Raw genomic sequence first — 26376 nt, 5'->3', positions numbered from 1 at the left:
AACTATTTACATACAGAAATGTTTGTAATATACTTACCCAAAACCTAGCAAATCACTCAAATTTTCAAAGACAATCAACCCCTGCAATTTAAGCAGCAAAAACTATTGAATCCATCGTTTAATTTACAGAAAAAATCCAACCCATAACAAAACAAACCACAGGCAGTGTTATACTGCTTGTCACACAATAAACAAAAAGCCGTTTTCAGACGGCCTAATCAAGGAGAGCATCCTTTTATGAATAAAGCTTTTGCATTACCCGTTATCCACAGCGGCAACGGTAGCCTCGAGCAATACATTCATACAGTCAACAGCATTCCCATGCTGACTGCCGAAGAAGAAACGCAACTGGCCGAACGTCAACAAAAAGGCGACCTCAATGCCGCCAAACAACTTATTCTGTCTCATCTTCGCGTCGTCGTATCCATTGCACGCGGCTACGACGGCTACGGCCTCAACCAAGCCGACCTGATTCAAGAAGGCAATATCGGCCTGATGAAAGCCGTCAAACGCTACGAACCAAGCCGCGGCGCACGCCTGTTTTCGTTTGCCGTGCATTGGATTAAAGCCGAAATTCACGAATTCATTTTGCGCAACTGGCGTTTGGTCCGCGTTGCCACAACCAAACCGCAACGCAAACTGTTCTTCAATCTGCGCAGCATGCGTAAAAACCTGAATGCCTTGTCTCCAAAAGAAGCGCAAGAAATCGCCGACGATTTGGGCGTCAAATTGTCCGAAGTCTTGGAAATGGAGCAACGCATGACCGGTCACGACATCGGCATCATGGCAGAAAACAACGATGACGAGGACAACTTCGCCCCTATCGACTGGTTGGCCGATCACGATGCAGAGCCTAGCCGTCAGTTGTCCAAACAAGCCCACTACGCCCTGCAAACCGATGGTCTGCAAAACGCCTTGGCGCAACTGGACGACCGCAGCCGCCGTATCGTTGAAAGCCGCTGGTTGCAAGACGATGGCGGTTTGACCCTTCACGAATTGGCTGCCGAATACGGCGTATCTGCCGAACGCATCCGCCAAATCGAAGCCAAAGCCATGCAAAAATTGCGCGGTTTCTTGGCAGAAGAAGCTGAAGCCGTTTAAGCCTTTCTTGATAAAAAGGCCGTCTGAATCTTTTCAGACGGCCTTTTCGATGGCAAACCTCATTGTATCTTCTCCCCCAACACATTCATTTTAAAGCCCACTTAAGCTATAATACCCACCACACACACTACCCAGTCATACCATAACCATGCAACTTACCGTCGTCGGACTCAATCACCAAACTGCGCCCTTGAGCATACGCGAAAAACTGGCATTTGCAGCTGCAAATCTGCCGGATGCCGTGTCCAACCTCGCGCGCAGTGAGGCGGCGGAAGAAGCAGTTATTCTTTCTACCTGCAACCGCACCGAGCTTTACTGCGTCGGCGAAACCGAAAAAATCATCGACTGGTTGGCGCAATATCACAACCTGCCTGCCGAAGAAATCCGCCCTTACCTCTATACCTTAGATAATAATGAAACCGTCCGCCACGCCTTCCGCGTCGCCTGCGGTTTGGACTCCATGGTCTTGGGCGAACCGCAAATTCTCGGTCAAATCAAAGATGCCGTACGCGTTGCGCAAGAACAGGAAAGCATCAACACCCACTTAAACGCCCTGTTTCAAAAAACCTTTGCCGTTGCCAAAGAAGTGCGTACCGACACTGCCGTCGGCGAAAACTCCGTATCCATGGCTTCTGCATCGGTCAAAATGGCAGAGCAAATCTTCCCTTCCATTTCCGATCTGAACGTGCTCTTTATCGGCGCAGGCGAAATGATTGAGCTGGTGGCCACTTATTTTGCCGCCAAAAATCCCAAGCTCATTACCGTTGCCAACCGCACACACCAGCGTGCGCAGGAATTGTGCGACAAACTCGGTGTCAACGCCGAAGCCTGCCTGCTGAACGAATTACCCGATATTCTTCACGATTACGACGTAGTTGTTTCTTCCACTGCCAGCCAACTCCCCCTCGTCGGCAAAGGCATGGTCGAGCGCGCATTGAAAAAACGCCACAACATGCCCGTTTTCCTGCTGGATTTGGCCGTTCCGCGCGACATTGAAGCCGAAGTCGGCGAATTGGAAGATGCATATCTCTATACCGTGGACGACATGATGGATATTGTCCAAAGTGGTAAAGACGCACGCAAAAAGGCAGCGGAGGCGGCTGAAAGCATGGTGGAAGAAAAGGTTAGCGAATTTATCCGCCAACAGAAAAACCGCCAAAGCGTTCCGCTTATCCGCGCCTTGCGCGACGAAGGCGAACGTGCGCGCCGCCAAGTATTGGAAAATGCCATGAAGCAACTGGCAAAAGGCGTATCCGCCGAGGATGTCCTCGAACGCCTCTCCATCCAGTTGACCAACAAACTGCTCCACTCTCCGACACGCACGCTCAATAAAGCGGGCTCGGACAACAGCGAATTAATCGATGCCGTGGCGCAGATCTACCATTTGGACCAACACGACTGACCACAATTTAAAGGCCGTCTGAAAAAGCGAACCGACCGACAGGTCATATTCCAAAGTTTTCAGACGGCCTTAAAACAATAAAATCCCAATTATCATTTTTTCATTTAAAATGAAATGCTTGAAAAAAAACCGTTAAAGTGTAAAAATCCTACCTTATACATTTAAACAGCATTCAAACAATAAAACTGCCTGCCGATTCAAACGTATGCCGACAATACGATAGGCACCGGCAAAAGGAACTTTCGTGCATATTAAAACAAACACATATCTGGCCCTCGCTGTCCTCTCAGCTTCCCTTCTTTCAGGTTGCGACAAAGTCAGCACCTTTTTCGGCAAAGACGAAAACAAAGAACTCGTTCAACGCATAGAAACCAATACCGATGACGGAAAAGTCGGCATGTTGTTGCCCGACTTCGCCCAACTGGTGCAAAACGAAGGACAGGCCGTCGTCAATATTCAAGCGACACCGGCAAAACGCTCTGCGACACCGGATGACGACCACAGCATGGATCTGAGCCAATTCCCCGACAACGATCCGTTTTACGAGTTCTTCAAACGCCTCGTTCCCAATATGCCCGACATGCCGCAAGAAGATACCGAAAGCGACGATTTGAATTTCGGCTCCGGCTTCATCATCAGCAAAGACGGCTATATCCTGACCAATACCCACGTGGTTGCCGGCATGGGCAACATCAAAGTCCTACTCAACGACAAACGCGAATACACGGCCAAACTGGTCGGCTCAGACGCCCAATCCGACGTTGCCCTCTTAAAAATTGAGCCGCAAGAAGACTTGCCGGTTGTCAAAATCGGCAATCCGAAAGATTTGAAACCGGGCGAATGGGTAGCCGCCATTGGTGCGCCTTTCGGCTTTGACAACAGTGTAACCTCCGGCATCGTCTCCGCCAAAGGCCGCAGCCTGCCGAATGAAAACTACACGCCGTTCATCCAAACCGATGTTGCCATCAATCCCGGCAACTCAGGCGGCCCGCTATTCAACCTCCGCGGCCAAGTAGTCGGCATCAACTCGCAAATTTACAGCCGCAGCGGCGGTTTCATGGGCATTTCGTTTGCTATTCCGATTGATGTTGCCATGAATGTGGCTGATCAATTAAAAGCCAACGGCAAAGTCCAACGCGGTCAATTAGGCGTGGTTATTCAAGAAGTTTCTTATGATTTGGCCAAATCTTTCGGTTTGGACAAAGCAAGTGGTGCACTGATTGCCAAAATCATGCCGAACAGCGCAGCACAACAAGCCGGTTTGCAGGTTGGCGACATCGTACGCAAAGTTAACGGCGAAGAAGTCCGCGCCTCCAGCGATTTGCCGGTCATGGTCGGCTCGATGATGCCGGGTAAAGAAGTGACTTTGAGCATTTGGCGCGGCGGCAAACAAACCGATGTCAAAGTCAAACTTGGCAGCGCAGCCGAACAAACGGAAACTTCTGCAAAAGAAGCCGAACACCCGCAACACGAAAGCGGCCATGACGGATTTACCGTTGAAAACGCAGGCGTTACCCTGCAGGTTGAAAACGCAGACGGTAAACAACGCTTAATCGTTCTGCGCGTTAGCGGTGCGGCCGAACGTGCCGGCCTAAAACGCGGCGACGAAATCATTGCCGTCAGCCAAATCAGCGTCAATGACGAATCCACTTTCCGTAGCGCATTGGAAAGCTCAGGCAAAAACGTACCGCTTTTGGTACAACGCGAAGGCAATACTTTGTTCCTCGCGCTAAATCTGCAGTAGTCCGATTTTTCAGACGGCATGATGATGTGTTAGATGATAAAATACCCACCTGTCAGAGGCGGTGGGTATTTTGTTATCCGTCTTCCAGTTTAGGCCGTCTGAAAATATTTCACCGCTTATATACAATATAATTATGCAACTTATTAATTATTCAAATTCTATTTTATCCATCGTCCCAGCAGCCATTGCGCTCGCCCTGGCCATTGCCACGCGCCGTGTATTGCTGTCCCTGGGTGTCGGCATTATCGTCGGCTCATTCCTGCTGGTAGGCGGTAATCCACTTGATGCTTTGGTTCACTTAAAAGACATGGCGGTCAGCCTGACTTGGGCGGATGGCGATTGGTCTTTGGGCAAACCCAAAATCCTGCTCTTTTTAGTGCTTTTAGGGATTTTCACTTCCCTGCTGACGCATTCCGGCAGCAACCAAGCATTTGCCGATTGGGCAAAACAGCACATCAAAGGCCGTCGCGGTGCGAAGCTGCTGACTGCCTGTTTGGTATTCGTTACCTTTATTGACGACTATTTCCACAGCCTTGCCGTCGGTGCGATTGCCCGCCCTGTAACCGACAAATTCAAAGTTTCCCGCGCCAAACTGGCTTATATCCTTGACTCCACTGCTGCACCGATGTGCGTTTTGATGCCGGTATCCAGCTGGGGCGCATCAATTATCGCTACTTTGGCAGGCCTTTTGGTGACTTACAACATCACAGACTACACACCGATGGGCGCATTCGTGGCCATGAGCCTGATGAATTACTACGCCGTCTTCGCATTGATTATGGTGTTTGTCGTGGCTTGGTTCTCCTTCGACATCGGCTCTATGGCTCGTTTGGAACGCGCCGCTTTGAATGAAATTCATGATGAAACCGTTGAAACAGGCCATCCCAACGGCCGCGTATTCGCTCTGATTGTGCCGGTTTTGGTACTGATCGCCGCAACGGTTTCCGCCATGATCTACACTGGCGCGCAAGCTTCTGAAACCTTCTCTTTGCTCAGCGCGTTTGAAAATACCGATGTAAACACTTCCCTCGTGTTCGGCGGTACTTGCGGCGTATTGGCCGTCATCCTCTGCACCATCGGCACCATCAAAACCAGTGATTATCCTAAAGCCATTTGGCAAGGCATCATCTCTATGCGCGGCGCCATTATCATCTTGATTTTGGCATGGATCATCAGCACCGTTGTCAGTGAGATGCACACCGGCGAATACCTCTCCACTTTAGTGGCAGGCAATATCCACGCAGGCTTCCTGCCCGTGATTTTGTTTATGCTCGCAGGCGTGATGGCCTTCGCTACCGGCACAAGCTGGGGTACATTCGGCATCATGTTGCCGATTGCCGCCGCCATGGCCGTCAAAGTAGAACCTTCGCTGATTATCCCTTGCATGTCTGCCGTAATGGCCGGAGCCGTATTTGGCGACCACTGCTCACCGATTTCCGACACCACCATCCTCTCTTCTACCGGCGCACACTGTAACCACATCGACCACGTTACCTCGCAATTCCCTTACGCGCTGACCGTAGCCGCGTCTGCCGCCTCAGGCTACCTCGTACTGGGCATGACCGGCTCTGCGCCTTTAGGTTTTGTGGTAACCGGCATCGTGATGGTTGTGTTGATTCTGATCTTAAAAGACAAGAAAAAAGCAACTGCCTAATTCAAAACCAATATTCAGACGGCCTGAGATATTCCTACACTCTCAGGCCGTCTGAACATAACGATTATCCAATATATACATTATTCAGGACAAAACAATGAATACGCCTCATCTTCCACGCGGCCCAGTCATGGCCGACGTCGCTGCCTATCATCTGACCGAAGAAGAAAAACAACGCCTGCTCGACCCTGCCGTCGGTGGCGTTATTTTGTTCCGCCGCAACTTTGAAAACGTTTCCCAGCTCAAAGCTTTGGTTCAAGAAATCAAAGCCGTCCGTACACCTGAACTTATCATCGCCGTCGACCACGAAGGCGGACGGGTTCAACGTTTTATTGACGGCTTCACCCGCCTGCCGGCCATGAACGTATTGGGCGAAATTTGGGATAACGAAGGCCAAGAAGCCGCCTGCGCCCAAGCAGAACAAGTCGGCTGGGTTTTAGCAACCGAACTCTCCGCCTGCGGTATCGACCTATCCTTTACGCCTGTTTTGGATTTGGACTGGGGTCAATGCGCCGTCATCGGTAACCGCAGTTTCCACCGCGACGCCAACATCGTGACCCAGCTTGCCCTTGCCCTGCAAAAAGGCCTGAACAAAGGCGGCATGAAATCTTGCGGCAAACACTTCCCCGGCCACGGCTTTGTCGAAGGCGACAGCCATCACGTCCTGCCTTGCGACGAACGCAGCCGCGAAGCGCTAGAAGCCGCAGACCTTATCCCCTTCCGAGCATTGAGCCAGGCAGGCATGGCCGCAGTCATGCCTGCCCACGTCGTGTACCCGCAAACCGACAGCCAACCTGCCGGTTTCTCCGAAAAATGGCTGAAACAAATCCTGCGCCAAGAAATCGGATTTAACGGCGTTATCTTTTCAGACGACCTGACCATGGAAGGCGCATGCGGTGTCGGCGGTATTAAAGAACGCGCCCGCCTTTCTTTTGAAGCAGGCTGCGATATTGTACTGGTGTGCAACCGTCCCGATTTGGTAGATGAATTGCGAGACGGTTTCCACGCACCGGCAAACGCCGATTTGGCAGCACGTTGGCAATACATGGCCAACACGTTAACCGTACAAGAAGCTGCCGACATCATGGCAACCGAAGAATTTCAAGCCGCCCAACAGGCAACCGTCAAACTGGCAACGCCTAAAGACATCGCAGGCGGTGTCAAAGTCGGCGAAGCATTCTGATTCAAGGCCGTCTGAAACATTGACGGCAAATAAAAAAAGGAAGACTTGAAAAGTCTTCCTTTTTTTATTCAAACCGATTAGCGGTGTTGCGGATTGTAACGGCTTTCCAATCGCAGGAATACCCAGCCCAAAAAGCTTGTCAGCACCAAATAAATCAGCGCGATTGTATAAAGCGGTTCTTCATAGACAGAATAGCGGCCGGTAATCGTGCTTTGTACATAAGCCAACTCAGCCACGCCGATGACGGACAATAATGAGCTGTCTTTCAACAAAGTAATAAATTCACTGGCCAATGGCGGCAACATACGGCGCAAAGCTTGCGGCAAAATCACATAACGCATCGCCTGAGTATAGGTCAGACCCAAAGAACGCGCAGCTTCCATTTGGCCCTTATCAATCGACTGGATACCGGCACGGAAAATCTCACAAATATACGCACCCGAGTTCGCAATCAACGCCAAAGAACCGGCAATCAACGCACCATAAGAACGGCGCAAATCAATGGCTGCTTCGCCGCTAATCAATACACCGTCGGCAGGATGAACAAAAAATGGGAACCAAACATAAGCCCAAATCACAATTTGTACAAACAATGGCGTACCGCGAAACAGCGTAACATACCAAAAAGAAATCTTACGCAACACCCAAGCCAAGGCTCGCATCGGTGCACCAGCTTTTTCCGGATTGATCAAACGCGCCAATGCCAGCAGCAAACCCAAAACCGAGCCACCTGCCGTTGCAACCACCGTCAGTCCCAGCGTTGTCAACACGCCGTATAAAAACATCCAGCGGTATTCATAAATAATGTCAAAACGAAAATCCATAAACCTTCCGTCGGTCAAAATCGGTAACTAATCCGAATATTTTTTAAAATGAAGCTTAATATTTTACAAGAAAATACATTGCTTGAACGGTTTTTTGTTAAATTATTCCGCCCAACCCTGCTTTTTTTACATTTCCAATGAATTGCAGCCCCTTTTCACCTTTCATCATATTAGACATTTTCCGTATAAAAAACAAAGCGCAAACCCGACACAAAATTGACCGAAACACAAAAACAGCGGATAATCCGCCCATTCTTCAAACATCTTTCAGACGGCCTTCCCTCTTCCCTTAAAGGCCGTCTGAAAACATTTTAAAAAGCATAAAACATGAAAGCACCCGAACTCTTATTGCCTGCAGGCGGCCTCGAACGTATGCGCGCCGCCTACGACTACGGCGCAGACGCCGTTTACGCCGGCAGCCCGCGTTACTCCCTGCGCGCCCGCAACAACGAATTTGCCAAACTCGACGTCCTCGAGCAAGGCATTAAAGAAGCGCACGAGCGCAACAAAAAATTCTTCCTGACCGTCAATACGCTGCCGCACAACTCCAAACTCAAAACCTTTGTTTCCGATATGGAGCCCTTGATTGCCATGAAACCCGACGCGCTGATTATGGCGGATCCAGGTTTGATCATGACCGTGCGCGAAAAATGGCCAGAGATGCCGATTCACCTATCCGTTCAGGCAAACACCACCAACTACTGGGGCGTAAAATTCTGGCAAAACATTGGTGTCGAACGCATTATTCTGTCGCGCGAATTGAGCATGGAAGAAATCGCCGAAATCCGCCAAGAATGTCCGGATATCGAACTCGAAGTCTTTATTCACGGCGCATTGTGCATCGCCTACTCAGGCCGTTGCCTGCTCTCCGGCTATTTCAACCACCGCGACCCCAATCAAGGCACCTGCACCAACTCCTGCCGTTGGGACTACAAAGTTCACAACGCCACTGAAAGCGATGCGGGCGACGCCCAACTTCTGCAAGGTTTCAATTTTGAAAAAGCCCAAGAAGAAGCCAACCAAAACTTTGAAGGCATCAATGGTCAAAAACGCCACCCCTACGCCGACAAAGTTTTCCTGATTGAAGAGTCCAACCGCCCGGGCGAAATGATGCCGATTATGGAAGACGAACACGGCACCTACATCATGAACTCCAAAGACCTTCGCGGCATCGAAGTGGTTGAAAAACTGGCCAAAATCGGCGTGGACAGCCTCAAAGTCGAAGGCCGCACCAAGTCGCTTTATTATGTTGCACGCGTGGCCCAGTCCTACCGCAAAGCGATTGACGATGCCGTTGCAGGCCGTCCGTTTGATTACAGCCTGTTGAGCGAACTCGAAGGCCTTGCCAACCGTGGCTACACCAGCGGCTTCCTCGAGCGCCACCAAACTCAGGATTACCAAAACTACCTGACCGGCCACTCCATCGCCAAACAAAGCCAATATGTCGGCCACGTTACCGAAATCGATGGAAACGGCTGGGCAACCATCGAAGTCAAAAACCGCTTTGCCATCGGCGATTCACTCGAAATCATCCACCCGAGCGGCAACCAAACCATCAAATTGGAACAAATGACCCGCAAAGGCCAGCCTGTCGATGTTGCCCCAGGCAACGGCATTCAGGTCAAAATCCCTAACATGCAGGGCAAAGAAAAAGCTTTGGTTGCGCGGATTATGAATCCTTAAGCATCAACAAAATAAAGGCCGTCTGAAAGTTTCAGACGGCCTTTTAAATGATCTATGTTGTTTTAAGCCTGTTCTTGCAATACGGCGGCAATCAATTCTTTCGCACCATCATCCGCCAGTTTTTTGGCGACTGCACGACCCAAGGCATCGGCGTATTCGGCTGGGGCTTGCGCGTCCGCCTGCAAAATAACCGAACCGTCAGGATGGCCGACCAAGCCGCGCAAGGTCAGCAAGCCGTTTTCTTCAGTACAATATGCGGCCAGCGGCACTTGGCAGCTTCCGCCCAAAGCGCGCGCCAAAGCGCGTTCGGCCGTAACGCAGGCGTGTGTGGTATCGTGGTTCAAAGGCTTTAAGATTTCGTACAAATCTTCGCGATGCGCTGCAATTTCGATACCCAATGCGCCTTGTCCGGCGGCAGGCAGGCTGTCGGATTCCGACAAAATCATGCGGATGCGTTCGTCCAATTCCAGACGCTGCAAACCGGCGGCAGCCAAAATAATCGCGTCATATTCACCGTTATCGAGTTTGGACAAACGGGTTTGCACATTGCCGCGCAAAGGTTTGATGACCAAATGCGGATAGCGCGCGCGCAACTGGGCTTCGCGGCGCAGGCTGGATGTGCCGACGATGGCACCTTTGGGCATTTCTTCCAAACGCGCGTATTGGTTGGACACAAACGCGTCAAACGGATTGGCGCGTTCGCCGATGGCCGCAAGCGCGAAACCTTCAGGCAAATCCATCGGTACGTCTTTAATCGAATGCACGGCCAAGTCGGCTCGACCGTCATACAAAGCCTGTTCCAACTCTTTGACAAACAAGCCTTTACCGCCGACTTTTGACAAAGTTCTGTCCAAAATCTGGTCGCCGCGCGTGGTCATGCCCAAAATCTCGACTTCGCAATCGGGATACAGGGCTTTCAGACGGCCTTGGATGTGTTTTGCCTGCCACATGGCAAGCAGGCTTTCGCGACTGGCGATAACGAGTTTTTTCGGGTTCATAATGGTTGCCTGAAAGATGGAAAACGGCATGAAGTCTATCATATTTTGGGCGGTTTTTCAGACGGCATGGGGGTGAATATGTTATATTTACGCCTAAAAACCAAATTTTCTGGACAACATGAAACGCGCCAAACAATATCCTTTTTTATCCTTACAGCGGCAACGTTTTCATCTGAACTTTGAAAACGCTTCTTCCGCCGCCGACCTTCCGAGCGAACGCGACTTCTACCGCTGGGCGTGGTCTGCTTTGAAAAACGAATACCGCCACGCTGACATCAGCCTGATTCTTCTGGACGAAGAAGAAGCCCGCGCCTACAACCGCGACTACCGCGGCAAAGATTACGCCACCAATGTATTGAGTTTTGCGCTCAACGAAGGTGAAATCCTGCCCGACCAGTTTTCAGACGGCCTGTATGGCGATTTAGTAATTTGCCCGCAAGTGGTTTTAAAAGAAGCCGCCGAACAAGGCAAAACACCCGAGCAGCATTTTGCCCACCTGACCATACACGGTACTTTACACCTGATGGGCTACGACCACATCGAAGACGATGAAGCCGAAATAATGGAAGCCGAAGAAATCCGCCTGATGCTGGCGGCAGGCTTCCCCAACCCCTACCAAGAGGACGAATATTAAAATGGACGGTACGCAGTCGAAACCCAAGTTTTTCGAACGCCTAATCTCCCGACTTGCCGGCGAGCCCGATTCCGCCGAAGACGTATTGACCCTGCTGCGCCAAGCGCACGAGCAGGAAGTTTTTGATGCCGACACACTGACCCGGCTGGAAAAAGTATTGGACTTTGCCGAGCTGGAAGTGCGCGATGCCATGATTACGCGCAGCCGCATGAACGTATTGAAAGAAAACGACAGCATCGAGCGCATCACGGCCTACGTCATCGAAACCGCCCATTCGCGTTTCCCCGTCATCGGCGAAGACAAAGACGAAGTTTTGGGCATTTTGCACGCCAAAGACCTGCTCAAATATATGTTTAACCCCGAGCAGTTCCACCTGAAATCCGTCTTGCGCTCTGCCGTTTTCGTCCCCGAAGGCAAATCACTGGCCTCCCTTTTAAAAGAGTTCCGAGAACAGCGCAACCACATGGCGATTGTTATCGACGAATACGGCGGTACATCCGGCCTGGTCACCTTTGAAGACATCATCGAGCAAATCGTCGGTGAAATCGAAGACGAATTTGACGAAGACGACAGCGCCGACAATATCCACGCCGTTTCTTCCGAACGCTGGCGCATTCACGCCGCTACCGAAATCGAAGACATCAACACCTTCTTCGGTACAGAATACAGCAGCGAAGAAGCCGATACCATCGGCGGCCTGGTCATTCAAGAGTTGGGACACCTGCCCGTACGCGGCGAAAAAGTCATCATCGGCAGCCTGCAATTTACCGTCGCACGCGCCGACAACCGCCGTCTGCACACCCTGATGGCCACACGAATTAAAGAAAACACGGATAAACCATGATTATTCTGGATCACGTCTCCAAACACTATCAAACACGCGACAACAAAAACTTTGTCGCCGTCGAGCCGACCAGCCTCGAAATCAAACAGGGAGAAATCTTCGGCCTGATGGGCTATTCCGGCGCAGGCAAATCTACCCTGCTGCGCCTGATTAATTTATTGGAACGTCCGGATACAGGTACCGTCAGCGTATGCGGCCAAGAGCTGACCGCGCTCAACGCCACGCAACTGCGCCACACCAGACAAAACATCGGCATGGTGTTCCAACAGTTCAACCTATTGAGCAACCGTACCGTTGCCGAAAACGTCGCCTTTCCTTTAGAAATTGCCAAATGGCCGTCTAAAAAAATCCAAGCGCGTGTTGAAGAATGTTTGGAAATTGTTGACTTGCAAGACCGTGCCAACCATTACCCGTCCCAACTTTCCGGTGGTCAAAAACAACGTGTCGGCATTGCCCGCGCACTGGCGCCGCAACCTCAAGTCATCCTCGCCGACGAGCCCACTTCCGCCCTCGATCCCGCCACTACGCGCAGCGTTTTGAAGTGTTTGGAAGACATCAACCGACGTTTCAACGTAACCATCGTCATCGTTACCCACGAAATGAGCGTTATCCGCCGCCTGTGCGACCGTGCCGCCCTCTTGGACAAAGGCCGTCTGCTGGAAATCGTTGAAGTACACGGCAACCAAATCCATGCCCAATCCGAAATCGGGCAAGAGCTGATTCGAGAGGACTAATATGACAGATTTAACATTTGAAAGTGCTGTTGAGACCATTGTCAGCATGAAGGGCGAAATTATCTAAGCCTTGGGCGAAACCTTTATTATGGTCGGCCTATCGACTACTTTTGCCGTTATCTTCGGTACGATTTTAGGCGTATTGCTATTTGTGACATCAAGTCATCAGTTGCACTACAACAAACAGCTGAATTTGTTTTTAGACAACCTGGTCAACCTGATGCGTGCATTCCCTTTCGTCATCCTGATGATTGCCATGATTCCTGTTACACGCGCCATCATCGGCACGACCATCGGCCCGGTTGCCGCCTCATTGGTATTGAGCGTATCCGGCCTGTTCTACTTCGCCCGCCTGGTCGAGCAAAACCTGCGCGAAGTACCCAGAGGCGTGATTGAAGCGGCCTCCGCAATGGGTGCCTCACCCATGAGCATCATCTGCAAAGTGCTTTTGAATGAAGCGCGCGCAGGTATGGTTTCCAGCATTACCGTACTGGCTATAGGCCTTTTGTCGTACAGCGCGGCGGCAGGTATGATTGGCGGCGGCGGCTTGGGCGACCTTGCCATCCGTTACGGCTACTACCGCTATCAAATGGAAGTCATCATTTTCATCGTCGCCATCCTGGTTTTACTCGTTATCCTGATTCAAGGTATCGGCAACAGATTGGCGCGCAAACTGGACAAACGTTAAGCAAACAGGCCGTCTGAAATGGACTTACTATTTTTCAGACGGCCTGTTATCTGTTTAGAACATATTAGGATATATATTCCAAATAAATTTACAAAAAACATCCTCATATTTCCAAAATAGATTTACAATCCCTCTTTTTTTGACGGCGGCAGCTTGAGGCCGTCTTAAACCGTTTTATCATCCATCAGGAGCAAAATATGCAAACCAACACATTCTTCAAAACCCTTTCAGCCGCTGCGCTGGCCATCGTACTGGCTGCCTGCGGCGGTCAAAAAGACAGCGCGCCTGCTGCTGCTTCTGCTGCTTCTTCTGCCGACAACGGCGCAGAGAAAAAAGAAATCGTCTTCGGTACAACCGTCGGCGACTTCGGCGATATGGTTAAAGACCAAATCCAACCGGCTTTGGAGAAAAAAGGCTATAAAGTCAAACTGATCGAGTTCACCGACTATGTGCGCCCCAACCTTGCTTTGGCTGAAGGCGAATTGGACATCAACATCTTCCAACACAAACCTTATCTGGACAACTTCAAAAAAGAACACAAACTCGACATCACTGAGGCCTTCCAAGTACCGACTGCACCTTTGGGCCTGTACCCTGGCAAACTAAAATCTTTGGACGAAGTGAAAGACGGCGTCAGCGTTTCTGCACCTAATGACCCATCTAACTTTGCCCGTGCATTGGTTATGTTGAACGAATTGGGCTGGATTAAACTGAAAGCCGACGTTGATCCACTGACTGCTTCTAAAAACGATATTGCCGAAAATCCAAAAAACATCCAAATCGTAGAACTTGAAGCCGCCCAACTGCCACGCAGCCGTGCCGACGTTGACTTTGCCATCGTTAACGGCAACTACGCCATGAGCAGCGGCATGAAACTGACCGAAGCCCTGTTCCAAGAGCCAAGCTTCGCCTACGTTAACTGGTCTGCCGTCCGTACTGCCGACAAAGACAGCCAATGGCTGAAAGATGTAACTGAAGCCTACAACTCTGACGAGTTCAAGGCCTACTCACAAAAACGCTTTGCCGGTTACAAATATCCTGCTGCATGGGGTGAAAACGCAGCTACAGGTGCTCAAGCTGAAGCTGCTTCTACTGCTTCTGCAACCAAATAAGTAACTTTTTGAAAAAAGGCCGTCTGAACATTCAGACGGCCTTTTTCTATTGATTATCTCTTCTCAAAGCTCAAAACAAGTTTTTTGATTAACGCCAAATACTTACGTAATTCCCTTTTTAAAACCAAATCAATATGTTGTAAAAAAGTTCAATAAGAAATCATGTTTTTATTCAATATAATCAATACCTAAATGAATTATTCTACTTTTTTATAATATTCACTAGTAATGTTCCGCTTATCCTGATATTATACCGCTCATCTAAAGACATCCGGTTATCTGCATTACAGACCGTTCATCTGAATTGCTTCAAACCACTTTGTCGGATTTTCCCATATATGTTGTGTTTCTCCGTATCGAAGGGGTTTGAGCGGTCGAAATACCGTTTTGCTTAGATATTAAAGCTTCGTGCTTTGAAATGAGTGAATTTTTGTTTTAAGTGTCGTAATCTCTTGCTAATTACTCCCAGCTGCAAGAGTTTCAGGGTTGCCCCCTTGGGCAGCCCTTCTTTTTTATCTTCCATTTTTTTAGCAATCAAGCCTTCCCTGCCCTATACACATAGGCAAAATCGCAGGCAAGGCCGCCCTTCCCTCAATCTCAAATCTTCTTCAATTCATTATTCGGCATCACCAGCCAAACCTGTGCCTTTTTAACTTGGGCCGCTGCTCGGATGGCCGCTTCATCCATAATAGAAAATGCGGTAGAAAAAGCATCGGCAACTGCCGCACTTTCCGCCATAACGCTCATGCTTTTATAGCGCGGCTGGCTTCCGCCTGTGCGCGGGTCAAACAGATGGGTAAATTTGCCTGCCTCGTCCATTACCGTGCCATAGCCGCCCGATGTGGCAAACGCTTGATTTTTCATGGCAATGGTGGTCAGGATTTGGTCTTCTTGGTCAGGATTGCGGATGCTGACATTCCACTCGCGCTGGTTGGCATTATCAAAGCCGTAAATCTCCCCCATATCAATCAATGCCTGAGAAACGCCTTGCTGCTTCAACAATTCAGCTACTTTGTCGGTGATATAGCCTTGGGCAATGCCGTTAAGCGACAAGCCCATGCCTTTTTGGGCAAAACGGATTTCTTTAGTATCAAAGTCGACTTTATTGAAGTCCACCAATTTAAGCGTATCTTTGATGCTGCGTTCGGACGGCGGCGTTTCGGTTTTCGGATTTCGTCTGAAATGGTCGGCATACAGATTCCACAAAGGCTGAATGCTGGGATCAAATGCACCTTGCGTCAGCTGATGAATATCCCGGCTGATACTGAGCAGCTGCAAAAAATCGGATGGCGGATTTTTCAGACGGCCTTCTCGGTTTAAACGACTAATCAGGCTGTCGTCCCGATACAGGCTGAAGATTTTTTCCAACCGTAAAACTTCCGCCAATACTTTGTTGACCAATATTTCCGCCTGCTTGCGCCCAACGCCGAACAAACGCAACTCCGCGCCCGAACCCAATGCAATGCCTCTCCAGATAACTAGCGGCTCTTCTTGATTCGGACTAGCCGGATGAGTCGGCTGATTGATTTTACGGCTGATGGCAAAAGGAATGCCGACACCAGCGGCTAGTGTGGCGGCTATGGCAAGGAAACGGCGGCGCGTTAAAGGGGGGGACATAAAGTATTCCTTGGATTTTTTATCTTTACATTGAAAGCCGCATTCATTAAATCATCAATCGGCAGCTTCCAACACAAAGGCCGTCTGAAACAGTTTCAGACGGCCTTTATTGGTTGTTTTATTTGAAAATGTATTCGTCGGGCATCTCTGCAAAACCGACTACTCTGCCGCCTTTTTCTTTGGCGAATTTTTCAGCCTGAGCCTTGTCGGCAAACGGAAGCGCATCTTCCGCTCCCATGCCGCCGATAAAGCTGCTTTCAATAACGTAATAGGCCTTTTTCGCATCTATCCATTCAGTGTCGGCATTGGGTTTTTCCCAATCTTTGACTTTACCCATATCGGTAACATAGATGACATGAATGCCTTTAGGCTCTTCGGGCAATTTGGTGTAGCCGAACATCTGCTTGATAGTGGAAAACCAAACCGGTTTGTCAGGTTTGCCGTTCAAGAAGATTTGCGCTTTAGGGCCGTTGTGTTCAGTCAAATTCATGCTGCAGTAATGACCGACCGCGCTGTCGCTGATTTGTTGGGGCGCAGGCGGAGGACTGTTGTCCTGCTTGCTGCAGGCTGCCAATGCGATGAGTGTGAAGGTTGTCAATAATATTTTTCTCATATTTGTCGCTTTCCGAAAATCCAGGCGGCTAAAATCAAAGGAATGATAACCCATAATACCTGAGCCGTCAGCAAAATAGGCATACTCAGGCTGATTTGTTCGCTCAAACCTGCCATGCCGGCATACATGGCTGTATTTTCGTAACCCGTCAGGTTCAGCAGGCGATAAATGTCTGCGGGGTTGAACAAAAGAACGGTTTCCACTACAGGCGCGGTAATGACTTGTTCGGTATCAGCAACCAAAACACCCAAAAGCGCCATATCGAAAATCACCACAAAAAACAGCCATACGCCGATGGCGATACCGGCGGCGGTACCGCGTTCTTTGACTTTCGCACTAATCAAATAACCCATAGACAAAAATGCTGCACCAAGAATCACGCTGGCAACAATCAGGAGGGCAAAAGGTTTCCATGCGGCAAGATCAAAGCCGCCGTTGGCAAGCTGGAGGGTAATGCCCGCCAATCCGTAGCCTGCCGTGGTGGCAAGGGCAAGGATGATGAGATGGCCGATAAATTTGCCGGCAAGGATTTGGTTACGCGAAATCGGATAGCTCAACAACAGTGCCATCGTGCCGCGTTCGATTTCGCCAATCAGCGTGTCATAAGAGAGCAACATCGCAATCAGCGGAATCAGGAAAATCGACAGACTGGAGAGGCTGACAACGGTAACGGTCAACGGATCGACTTTGACTGTGCCGGTGGGCGAGCTGCCCAGGAAACCCAATGACAGGGCAAGCGCAGCAAGCAAAAGTGCGGCGGCGAGTACCCAACGGTTGCGCAGGCTGTCGCGGACTTCTTTGCCGGTAATAATCCAAACGGGGTTCATACGTCTTCCCTTTTTAAGAATTGTGCGTACATATCGTCAAGTGTCGGGGTATGGATATCGATGTAGGCAAGACTGCCCAAATCACCCAATTCGCTCAAAAGAGCCATGCGCTCTTCTGCTTTACATTGCGCTTGGTATGACAGGCCGTCTGAAAGCGGATGCCAACGCTCGCTCAACGGGCGCGCTTCTTTCAAGCGGACGTTGACGGTCAACGGCAGACCGCTTTGAACATGCAACTCATCCATGCTGCCGTCGGCAACTTTCACACCGTTTTTCATGACGATGATGCGGTCGGCGTGTCCGTCCAGCTCGGCCAGTGCGTGGGTGCTGAGCAATACGGTTGCGCCGCGCCCATTGAGTTCGCGCACAACTTCATAAAACATTTGACGCGAAGCCGGATCAAGGCCGGTAGTCGGCTCGTCAAACAGTAAGACTTTAGGTTCGCCCAACAAGGCTTGTGCCAAAGCGAGGCGTTGGCGCATCCCTTTAGAGTAAGTACCGACACGGCGGCGTGCGGCCTGGGAAATGCCGACACGCTCGAGCAATTCGCGGTTTTTACTCAGGGGCTGTTTTTTAAGTTTGGCATAGAAATCCATGGTTTCGATACCGGTCAATGAAGGGTGCAATGCAACAGTTTCAGGCAGGTAACCGATTTGGCTGCGACGCTGCGCGCCTGCTTTACTGCCGGTCGGCTCTCCCAAAAGCATCACTTCGCCCTCGGTCGGCGTAATCAGGCCGAGTATCAGCTTCATAATGGTAGATTTGCCTGCACCGTTGTGTCCTGCCATGCCGACGCTCTCGCCAGCCTTGAGAACCAGATCGACTTGGTTGACGGCCTTTTGGCTGCCAAACTGCTTGGTCACGTTTCTTAATTCAACGTGGTTGGTACTGCTCATGGATATTCCTCTAGTGAATGTTTCAGACGGCCTTTGATATTGGGCCGTCTGAAAGGTTACATATTGGCATTTCCGCCTGTCAGCGCACCGTTTTCGGCATTACCCCATTCGGATTGGTGCGTTTTTGCTTCATGCAGCAATTCGTCCTTCATAGCTTCGTATTTGGTTGTCGTTTTATTGCGGACAGGGTTCATCAAAGGCTTGCTGTCAATTACGCCGCCAGGCAGGATGGCGGGAAATTGCGATTGCGCCCATTTGACAATGCTGATGGCAGGGCTGTTCATCAATAACCGGGCGACGGGTGCGCGCCAGATGATTTGGTCGATAATCCCGTTGGGACGGTAGGCACTGTCGCCGAAGCCGTCGCCGTCAAGGTCAAAGGCGCTGTTATCGCTCCAATAGTTGCCGCGACCACCCTCGCCCCAATCAAGGAAACGGGTGCTGACGTATTTGACTTGGCTTTCGTTGTTGATAAACGAATTATTAAACAGGCTTGTGCCTTCAATGGCCGCGGTAAAGTGAATACCGATTTGACAGTTTTCAAAATGGTTGTCGAAAATTTTATTGTAGTTGGCATTGTAGGCAAACACGCATTTGCCTGCCTTGTTGATCACATTATCGTGAATTTCGGAATAATTGACGTAGTTGAGCATAATGCCTTGGTCGCGGCTGCTAACGGCAATGTTGCCATACACTTTCAGGCGTTCGGAAAACATCAGCACATAACCCATGTTGTTGCCGACGGAGATATTGTTGCTGACTTCGCTATCATTGGTGTACATATAATGGACGGCAAAGCGTAAGTCGCTAAAACGGTTGCCCTTGTAGGTATTATGGGTACTGGTATTTGAAAAAATACCGTCACGGCCTTTGGAAATATCGTTATCGACCACTTGCGCACCGGGCGCATTCCAGACGGTTACGCCGTTGCCGCGTTCGTTGACGCGCAGGGTTGCATCGCCGATGATTTTATTTTCCCGCACCATGGATTCTGCCGCACCGTGAATATACACGCCGACGGAATTGTCGATGATGTTGTTATGCTCCACCAGCGCGCGCGTTGCCGTCTCTTCTAAATAGATACCGGCATCCATTGCCGGCAAACTCATGCCGGAATGGGAAACAGTCAGATTGCGCAAAGTTACATCAGGCGCATGAACGGCAACCGTCCTCCCGCTCCGGTCGCCGACAATCTTGGCGGAACGGTCGGCAGGGCCTTCGATGGTAATGGGTTTATCGATATAGAGTTTGGTTTTGTATGTACCGGAGGCAAGCTTGAGCGTATCGCCGGCTTGGGCGCGCGCCAAAGCATCATTGAGATTGTCTTGTGCGGATACGTTGATGACTGAGGCAAAGGCCGTCTGAACCATGCTGCCAAGCAGCAATACGAGTGCGGCACGTTGCCATTTGGAACGATGGATTTGTGTGTGCGTCATAATCATATCTCTGTTTCAGACGGCCTGCTTGCCGCATGATAAACCGATGCGGAAACAGGTATTTTGGTGTTATAGCAAAGCTGTCTGATGATGGCTTTCATTTTGTGGCCATATCGGCCGACAAACAACTTTGCTATAAAGGCCGTCTGAAAGAATGTTTTTTCAGACGGCCTGAAGAATTAAATCATCAAACCGAAATTATTTTGGTTTAACAATCATTTGGCCAGACATTTCCATGTGCAATGCGTGGCAGAACCATTGGCAGTAGTACCAGTGTACACCTGGACGGACAGCCTTGAAGGTTACAGAAGATGTAGCTTGCGGGCCAATCTCCATAGCAATGCCATAACCTTCCAAAGTAAAGCCGTGAGTCAAGTCTTCAATGGTCTCAACGTTGGTTACATATACGGTAACTTCGTCGCCTTGGTTCACTTCAAATTGAGGAACGCTGTAAGCAGGCGCAACGGCAGTCATGTACACGCGTACTTTGTTGCCTTCACGTACGACTTTGGCAGCTTTTTCCAGCTCAACACCGTCTTTTTGAGCTTGTTCCAAAGCTTCTTGCCAGAACCATGGGTCTTTGCGGTCCCAAGTTTTGCTTGGGTTCACTTTAGACGCAGCAACCAAGCACAAGTCGTGTGGTTCGGCAAAAGTCGGATTGTCATGCACCAGACGCATTTCGTCGCCGGAGATGTCGATCAATTGGTCACACTCAGGTTTCAAAGGACCGGCATTCAAGAAGCGGTCTTTAGAGAACTTGTTCAAAGATACCAACCATTTACCGTCGGCTTCTTTGGTTTCGCCCATGGTAGTGTGGTTGTGGCCAGGTTGATAGTGAACGTCGAGTTTTTGTTTGATCGGATCGATTTTCTCGCCTTTATAGGCTTTAATCGCATCGTCGATGTTCCATTTCACCATTTGGCTGTCGATAAACAATGTAGTATAGGCATTGCCGCGACCGTCAAATGCAGTGTGTAATGGGCCAAGACCCAGTTGAGGCTCGGCTACGACAACATCGCGCTCTTTGATTTTACCTGCAAACAAGTCATCCAGTTTGCTGACATCCAATACGGTAACGGTTGGAGACAGTTTACCGTTAAGCATGATGTATTTGCCGTCAGGGCTTGCATTACAGCCGTGAGGAGAGTTAGGAACCGGGATGTAACGAGTGTATGGAGAGTTGGCTTCCGCACGACCGTCCAACATTTTCACACCGTTAACTTCTTTGAAGTCGCCTTTTTTGATGCCTTCTTCGATAGCGGCCAGGTTAAATACTACACACCAGTCTTGCTCGTTAGAAGAAGCACCTTGTACAGTCAGAGCGCGTTCAGAGTTATAGCAGGTAGAGAAAGAGTATTTACCTTGGTAGTCGGCATCGCCGTTGTCCAAGTTACCGTCTACCAAAACTTGCCATGCGATTTCCATGGTTTCGCCGTCAATTGCGGTATACACGGCATTCCAAGTTTTCGCATCATCCCATTTGCCTACGCCGTCAACTGGAACAATGTGTTCGCCGTTGGCAAAAACGTAACCGGTTTTCGGATAACGTTGCGGACGCAGACCGTGGATACCTGAAGCATTAGGAATATCGATGATTTTATCGGTTTTCATTACATCCAAGCGGACGCGGCAAACACGGGTGTTTGCTTTATCGTTGGCGTAAGCATAACGGCCATCGTAAGTTTGGTCGGTGAAAGACAAGTGCGGGTGGTGCAAGTCGCCGTTAGGGTAGCAACGCAGACCGCTGTCTTGCAGGAATTTACGGGTTTCCGGCGTAATTTTTTCATTCAAAATACGCAGGCTCTCGTTGGTACGACCCCAACCGGTAGCGCTGTCCATATTGAATACAGGGATACGCATCAACTCACGCATAGAAGGTACGCCGATCAAGCGCATTTCGCCTGATTGACCGCCTGACAAGAAACCGTAGTATTGGTCAAGTTCGCCTGGACCGACTTCGGAAGTTTGTTTGCCCGGCTCGGCAGAATGAGCAGCGGCTTTTTCGGCAGGTGCAGCACCGGAAGCAGCAGCTTTATCACCCTCGCCGTTAGAGCAACCGGCCAAGCCCAACAAACCGGCACCGGCAATACCTGCACCGGAAGCAGCGGCAGTACCTAAGAATGAACGACGGCTTAAGCCGTTTTGTTCTAATTTTTCGTCTGACATACGACACTCCTTGGATAAAATCCGGCGGCCGATTTTTCAGACGGCCTGCCGATGAAAAATTTTCTAAGTCGGGCTGCCGATACAGCCTTCTTTTTTTATTGATAAATTACTACTTGTCGACACTGATTGCCGATTCTTTTTTAACAAACTGGACGACTTGTTCTTGGGCATTTTGCGTCGCTGCCGCATCATGCTGTTCAGCTTTTGCCGCCGCTTGTTTTTGTTTTTTCTTATTCGTTGCCACTACTTGAGGACAACGCGTATCGTGATGATACATTACCTGACAATGCAGACATTGGATACATTCGTTCGGATGAATGTCGCCTTCAGGTGCGATTGCCTGTACGGGACATTCGTGTGTACAAATCTGGCATGGGTTACCGCACATTTTATAACGGCGCAGCCAATCAAACACACGGAAGCGACCCGGCAATGCAATACCTGCACCCAAAGGACACAGATAACGGCAGAAGAAACGTTCGATAAACAAGCCTGCAATCAGCAAAGCGGCGGCGAACAGAACAAACCACCATTCACGCATGAATTTCAAAATAATTGCAGTTTTGAAAGGCTCAATTTCAGCAAATTTTTCAGCCGTACCCAAATCGTACAGGGAAATTGCCAACAAAGCGAAGAAAATTACATATTTAATCGCACTCAGACGGGTATGCAACAAGTGTGGCACTGTAATTTGTTTCAGACCCAATTTTTTAGCGATACGGTTGGTTAACTCTTGCAATGCACCGAAAGGGCACAGCCATCCACAGAATGTACCGCGGTTCCACAACAGCATGGTCGCCGCTGTAAAGAGCCACAGAATGAATACCAGCGGATCCATCAGGAAAAATTCCCAGTGGAACTCAGTCAAAACAGCTGAGAACAACGTCAAAGTATTCACTACCGATAATTGTGCCTGAGCATACCAGCCGATATAAAACAGCGTAAAGGTCAGGAAACAAAGACGGAATCGGTCATACCATTTTTCGTAACGGACAATCCAATCTTGGAACAGGAATACCAACAGAAGAATTGTCAAAGCAATACCGACAACCACAATTTGACCTTGTTTGGCTTTCCAAACCTGTTTCCAAAGTTGGTTGGATACGCCTTCCTCAGCCGTTGCATCTTCTGCAATACCTGTACTTTCTTCCGGAGCAGAGGCTGCCACAGCCACCGGCTCAACCGGTGCGCTGATTTCAACCGGCGGTGCTTTAGGATCGTCAACGTAGTAGCCTTTTGGCAATTCATAATCCAAATCGGCAGTTACAAATGCCTTATCATTTACGCTCAATACGCGTTGAATCATCAATTGCAAACGCCATGGTTCGGCACCATCAAATTCCACACCTTCGGGGATGGTGAACCAAGAAACCTCTTTAAATGCGGGCGCACCTTCAGCGGATAAAGCAACTACACGTTCATGTTGCGCATCGGTAAAGCGGAAGCTGGTATCGCCTTGAATCATTTCAATACGGTCAAAGATACCGCCGCGGACATAACCCGAACCTTTCCAAGAATAGCGACCCTCGCCGGCCACCATCACGGCTTCTTGGCCAGGTTTCAAACGTTTTTGCAGGTTGTTCCAACCGGCTTCACCTAAAAGGCTTTTACCGATGGAAGGCTGGCTGACCAAAGCAACATACAGATCAATAAATGTATCGTTACCATCACCCTGCTCCGCATGATCTGCCACACCTGCTTTACCGCTTTTCTCAAACAGTTTATTGATTTCGTCGATAGAAATATGCAGATGACCGACGGCTTTTTGTTCCAAAAGCGCATTCCATGACAGAATATCTTGTTTGTCTTGATTGGCAACACGACGTGGACGGGTTTGAACAGCAGGTTCGGCAGACTGTTCGCCGGAAGCAGCTGCTGTACCGGCTTGAACTGCTTTATCTGTACCCAAATGATATTGATGGATTACTGCTTTAACAGAGCGCTGAATACTGTCATTGATGACCATCAGGGTTACAGTCGCACCACTAATAATATCCCCCGGTGCAACACCTGGCTGAGGCGGGTTTTTAATAAAATTTAAGCCGATATATTTGTCAATGAATTTATCGACACGGGATTGCGGGATACCGATCAGCATAATCGGCTCATGGTGTTCAACCAATTTTGCGCCGGCAATAGTGCCATCATTGGCTAAAGCAACCATCGTATCGATCGGTTTACTCGAATAACCGCGAGTATTAACCACGTCAGTCGTGATATAAACCAAGCCAAGCTGCTCTTCGCCCTTGTATACGCGAGCAACCAAAGGTTTACCTTCAGGCTTACCGTAGCGGTCAGCACCTGGGAAAATTTCAGACGGCTGAACTTTTGCCAAGAAATCAGGCAAGCGTTCCGCGTAAGCAGGCAGGCTTACCATCATCACGAAAAATACAGCAAACAGCATAAGGATTCGTTTCCAAATGCCACTTAAACACTTTACTTCAAGGCAGGACATGGCTATTCCCGATATATCGATACTCTAAACACTGATATTATATGAATCATCCATCGGCAATAATTTGATTAAAATCAAGTTTACAAATCTTAAAACCAAATTCCATATGCTAATAATACTTTAGAACTATATTGAACAATCACATCTTTCGCAGACATGAAACATAGGAAAATCAACCCGATTCAACAAATCTTCTTATATTATTAATTTATTTATAATAATACTCAAAACAATTCCCAAAATTCTATTTGGCATATATTAAAGCAGAATACAAAGATTCGATTTTAATTTCAATAGGCCGTCTGAAAATAATCTCAAAAACTTTAGTCCCCCATTCTTTCAACACAAAATATACTTTCCGTACAAACAAAAAGAGCCTGTATAACACAGGCTCTTTTTCAGACTAATCTTAAGTCAGATTAGAATTTGTGACGCAGGCCAACAGTACCAGCAGTTTTCTCGTATTTATCACTACCTACTTTTTCTTTCAACCAACCGGCTGACAACAAGGCAGAGGTGCGTTTAGAGAAGTCGTAATCAGCACCAACGATAACTTGATCGTAAGTATGGTCAGTTTTGTTGCCATTCACAGTAGGTTTGAAACCGTGAGCGTAAGAAACACGAGGAGTTACATTACCGAAGCGGTAAGCGGCAGTGGCAGCAACTTCAGTATGTTTGTTTTTCTTACCATAGGCAGTATTGCTAGCATTGGCATAACCATTTTTAGATGCATCATGTTGAGCAGCAACAGCAACCAACAGATTGTTTGCATCATAGCCGGCAACTACGCGATGAGTTTGATGATCTTTCAAATCACCAGCAGCAGTGCCATTAGTCAAAGGAGTATTTACAACCTTACCATCAGCATCGGTTGCCAAATCATGTTTAGCAAAACCACCTGCATAGCGAGCAAAGAAACCAGAATTTTCATAATTCAAACCAGCATAGTATGCATCACCATGCACACGCTCATGCTTATATCTATCATCATGATTTGCATTGTCACGAGGTTGGTATTGTACGCTTGCACTAAAACCAGCGAATACAGGAGAGTCATAGCGTACAGATACTTTACGAGAATCTACACGTTTTAATTTACCTAATTGCAAAACATCAGAGTTAGCATCACCAGATTCCCATGGATCGATGCTATCGCTGCTGTCTTTCAGGGTAGTATTCAGGTTACCGGCACGAACTTTACCGAAGCCACCTTCCAAGCCAATGAAAGATTCACGGTTAGCAAAACCAGAGTTACCACCGGCGATAGAAGTATTTTGCTCAACTTGCCAGATAGCATTCAGGTTGTTACCCAAGTGCTCGTGGCCTTTGAAGCCGATACGAGAGCCGTAGTCAGCAATCTCAGTAGCAGTTTTAGATTTAGTAGTTTGACCTGAAACTTTCGTTTTGGTTTGAGAAACTTCTACACCAGCTTTGATTTGACCGTACAGAGTCACATCAGCCATAGCTGCAACAGGCAGAGCTGCCAAAGTCAGAGCAATCAGAGATTTTTTCATTGCTGTATTCCTTTTCTATTGTGAAGAAATAACTTAAGCAGACCGGACAATCCGCTTAGGCTTACATTATCGCTGGAATCAGCGATTCCATGACTGTTACTATAATTGCTCCTCTCTAAAAAAACAAACTTTATTCAAGCCACCCCCACCACCATTGCAACCCAGTAAAGGCAAACACAGCCTAAAAAAAGGAAATTTATTATTTAAAATCAATGATAAATTTCTTATAAAACCAATTGTGCATTTTTACA

Annotated in this window: 21 protein-coding genes; 11 read left to right on the top strand and 10 right to left on the bottom strand. The window is 48.9% G+C overall.

Annotation, left to right across the window (positions count from 1 at the left end; translation table 11 throughout):
* Window positions 1-237 precede the first annotated feature (237 nt).
* From rpoH to nagZ, 5 genes are all read left to right on the top strand, one after another.
* Window positions 238-1101, top strand: a complete 864-nt coding sequence (rpoH, locus tag ACTHR2_RS07830) for an RNA polymerase sigma factor RpoH (RefSeq protein ID WP_070646295.1) — start codon at window positions 238-240, stop codon at window positions 1099-1101.
* Between the two features lie 148 nt (window positions 1102-1249).
* Window positions 1250-2503 (top strand): glutamyl-tRNA reductase, encoded by a 1254-nt coding sequence (gene hemA, locus ACTHR2_RS07825; protein ID WP_263337771.1) that lies wholly within the window; start codon window positions 1250-1252, stop codon window positions 2501-2503.
* 244 nt (window positions 2504-2747) lie between these two features.
* Window positions 2748-4247 carry a DegQ family serine endoprotease gene (locus ACTHR2_RS07820; protein ID WP_263337774.1) on the top strand — a complete coding sequence of 500 codons (1500 nt, stop codon included), beginning with the start codon at window positions 2748-2750 and terminating at the stop codon, window positions 4245-4247.
* A gap of 133 nt (window positions 4248-4380) precedes the next feature.
* On the top strand, window positions 4381-5901 hold the full coding sequence (locus ACTHR2_RS07815; protein ID WP_263337776.1) for a Na+/H+ antiporter NhaC family protein: 1521 nt from the start codon (window positions 4381-4383) through the stop codon (window positions 5899-5901).
* 97 nt (window positions 5902-5998) lie between these two features.
* Window positions 5999-7084 (top strand): beta-N-acetylhexosaminidase, encoded by a 1086-nt coding sequence (gene nagZ / locus ACTHR2_RS07810; protein ID WP_263337779.1) that lies wholly within the window; start codon window positions 5999-6001, stop codon window positions 7082-7084.
* A 77-nt stretch (window positions 7085-7161) separates the two neighbouring features.
* Here the strand turns inward: nagZ and ACTHR2_RS07805 are convergent, their stop codons facing one another.
* Complete coding sequence (locus tag ACTHR2_RS07805; protein ID WP_263337782.1) at window positions 7162-7908, bottom strand: amino acid ABC transporter permease; 747 nt, start codon at window positions 7906-7908, stop codon at window positions 7162-7164.
* A 327-nt stretch (window positions 7909-8235) separates the two neighbouring features.
* Between ACTHR2_RS07805 and trhP the strand changes: the two genes are divergently transcribed.
* A complete protein-coding gene (gene trhP / locus ACTHR2_RS07800; protein WP_440375580.1) occupies window positions 8236-9591 on the top strand; it encodes a prephenate-dependent tRNA uridine(34) hydroxylase TrhP in 1356 nt (451 codons plus the stop codon).
* Window positions 9592-9653: 62 nt separating this feature from the next.
* Here the strand turns inward: trhP and hemC are convergent, their stop codons facing one another.
* A complete protein-coding gene (hemC, locus tag ACTHR2_RS07795) occupies window positions 9654-10589 on the bottom strand; it encodes a hydroxymethylbilane synthase (RefSeq protein WP_263341831.1) in 936 nt (311 codons plus the stop codon).
* A gap of 118 nt (window positions 10590-10707) precedes the next feature.
* Here hemC and ybeY point away from each other — a divergent pair, with 118 nt between their 5' ends.
* From ybeY to ACTHR2_RS07770, 5 genes are all read left to right on the top strand, one after another.
* Complete coding sequence (gene ybeY / locus ACTHR2_RS07790; RefSeq protein WP_263337787.1) at window positions 10708-11223, top strand: rRNA maturation RNase YbeY; 516 nt, start codon at window positions 10708-10710, stop codon at window positions 11221-11223.
* A gap of 1 nt (window position 11224) precedes the next feature.
* Window positions 11225-12067 (top strand): HlyC/CorC family transporter, encoded by an 843-nt coding sequence (locus ACTHR2_RS07785; protein WP_263337789.1) that lies wholly within the window; start codon window positions 11225-11227, stop codon window positions 12065-12067.
* Window positions 12064-12801 (top strand): methionine ABC transporter ATP-binding protein, encoded by a 738-nt coding sequence (locus ACTHR2_RS07780; RefSeq protein ID WP_263337792.1) that lies wholly within the window; start codon window positions 12064-12066, stop codon window positions 12799-12801. Before ACTHR2_RS07785 ends, ACTHR2_RS07780 begins: the two co-directional genes overlap by 4 nt.
* Before the next feature lie 88 nt (window positions 12802-12889).
* Complete coding sequence (locus ACTHR2_RS07775; protein WP_440375590.1) at window positions 12890-13489, top strand: methionine ABC transporter permease; 600 nt, start codon at window positions 12890-12892, stop codon at window positions 13487-13489.
* A gap of 197 nt (window positions 13490-13686) precedes the next feature.
* Complete coding sequence (locus ACTHR2_RS07770) at window positions 13687-14601, top strand: MetQ/NlpA family ABC transporter substrate-binding protein (protein WP_263337798.1); 915 nt, start codon at window positions 13687-13689, stop codon at window positions 14599-14601.
* 597 nt (window positions 14602-15198) lie between these two features.
* On the opposite strand, the gene ACTHR2_RS07765 is transcribed toward ACTHR2_RS07770, so the two are convergent.
* The 8 genes from ACTHR2_RS07765 to porB all read right to left on the bottom strand — a co-directional run bounded on the left by ACTHR2_RS07765 (window position 15199) and on the right by porB (window position 26125).
* On the bottom strand, window positions 15199-16218 hold the full coding sequence (locus ACTHR2_RS07765) for an FAD:protein FMN transferase (protein WP_263337801.1): 1020 nt from the start codon (window positions 16216-16218) through the stop codon (window positions 15199-15201).
* A 118-nt stretch (window positions 16219-16336) separates the two neighbouring features.
* Entirely contained in the window at window positions 16337-16831 is a 495-nt protein-coding gene (locus tag ACTHR2_RS07760) for a nitrous oxide reductase accessory protein NosL (RefSeq protein WP_150537305.1), read from the bottom strand.
* Window positions 16828-17658, bottom strand: coding sequence for an ABC transporter permease (locus ACTHR2_RS07755; RefSeq protein ID WP_263337807.1), 831 nt, complete (start codon window positions 17656-17658; stop codon window positions 16828-16830). The genes ACTHR2_RS07760 and ACTHR2_RS07755 overlap by 4 nt, the downstream gene beginning before the upstream one ends.
* The gene (locus ACTHR2_RS07750) at window positions 17655-18554 is read right to left on the bottom strand and encodes an ABC transporter ATP-binding protein (protein WP_003748608.1); all 900 of its coding nucleotides are present in this window, start codon (window positions 18552-18554) and stop codon (window positions 17655-17657) included. Before ACTHR2_RS07750 ends, ACTHR2_RS07755 begins: the two co-directional genes overlap by 4 nt.
* Window positions 18555-18610: 56 nt before the next feature.
* A complete protein-coding gene (locus ACTHR2_RS07745; protein WP_440375579.1) occupies window positions 18611-19990 on the bottom strand; it encodes a nitrous oxide reductase family maturation protein NosD in 1380 nt (459 codons plus the stop codon).
* Between the two features lie 198 nt (window positions 19991-20188).
* Complete coding sequence (gene nosZ / locus ACTHR2_RS07740) at window positions 20189-22156, bottom strand: TAT-dependent nitrous-oxide reductase (RefSeq protein WP_070646250.1); 1968 nt, start codon at window positions 22154-22156, stop codon at window positions 20189-20191.
* Between the two features lie 109 nt (window positions 22157-22265).
* Window positions 22266-24560: a 4Fe-4S binding protein gene (locus tag ACTHR2_RS07735; RefSeq protein WP_440375578.1), complete on the bottom strand. Its 2295-nt coding sequence runs from the start codon at window positions 24558-24560 to the stop codon at window positions 22266-22268.
* A gap of 470 nt (window positions 24561-25030) precedes the next feature.
* Window positions 25031-26125, bottom strand: a complete 1095-nt coding sequence (gene porB, locus ACTHR2_RS07730; protein ID WP_070850065.1) for a trimeric porin PorB — start codon at window positions 26123-26125, stop codon at window positions 25031-25033.
* Between the last annotated feature and the right edge of the window lie 251 nt (window positions 26126-26376).

Source organism: Neisseria sp. P0006.S004 (assembly GCF_051963015.1).
GTDB lineage: Bacteria > Pseudomonadota > Gammaproteobacteria > Burkholderiales > Neisseriaceae > Neisseria.
This window is presented reverse-complemented; position numbering and strand designations above follow the sequence as displayed.